This is a genomic window from Flavobacterium branchiophilum NBRC 15030 = ATCC 35035 (genome assembly GCF_002217205.1).
In the GTDB taxonomy this organism is placed as follows: Bacteria; Bacteroidota; Bacteroidia; order Flavobacteriales; family Flavobacteriaceae; genus Flavobacterium; species Flavobacterium branchiophilum.
The window spans coordinates 1-567 of the sequence record NZ_MUGT01000186.1 but is presented as its reverse complement, the minus strand read 5'-3'; the positions used below and the strand labels follow the sequence as shown (position 1 = coordinate 567).

The 567-nt window shown below is 49.6% G+C and carries 1 protein-coding gene; it reads left to right on the top strand.

What is annotated here, in order from left to right; translation table 11 throughout:
* On the top strand, positions 1–567 hold a 567-nt coding region (locus B0A58_RS15540; protein ID WP_133063172.1), incomplete at both ends, for a hypothetical protein.

Genomic DNA, 567 nt, shown 5'->3' with positions numbered 1-567 from the left:
GTGTTGATGCTACTGCTGCTGTTAATTTATTCAGCTTGATTACAGGCGAGCAAACAGGCGGGGTTTGGACCAGAACCAGCGGGGTTGGTGGTACTTTCAATGCCACAACGGGTACTTTTACCTCTAGTTTGGGAGCTACAACAAGCCAATTCAAATATACAGTGGCCGGTAGCGCTCCTTGTTTAGACGATTTTAGTATGGCCACCATCAACATCAACGAAGTGCCCAATGCCGGTACAGACGGTACACTAACCATTTGCGAAACCAGCACCACTACCATCAACTTGGCAGACATTTTGTTGGGCGAACAATCAGGCGGGGTTTGGACAAGAACCTCTGGCACAGGTGGCACTTTCAATGCTGCTGCAGGTACATTTGTTCCTGCGCCAGGAGCTTCGAGCAGTTTTACTTACACCGTTGCTGGTGTAGCACCTTGTGTGGACGACACGGCTTTGGCCACGGTTACCATTTTATCGGCTCCAGCCTTTAACACACCCGTTGCCCTTCAGGTTTGTGATGACAACAACGACGGTGTTGCTTGTTTTACCCTAAGCAATGCTACACCAC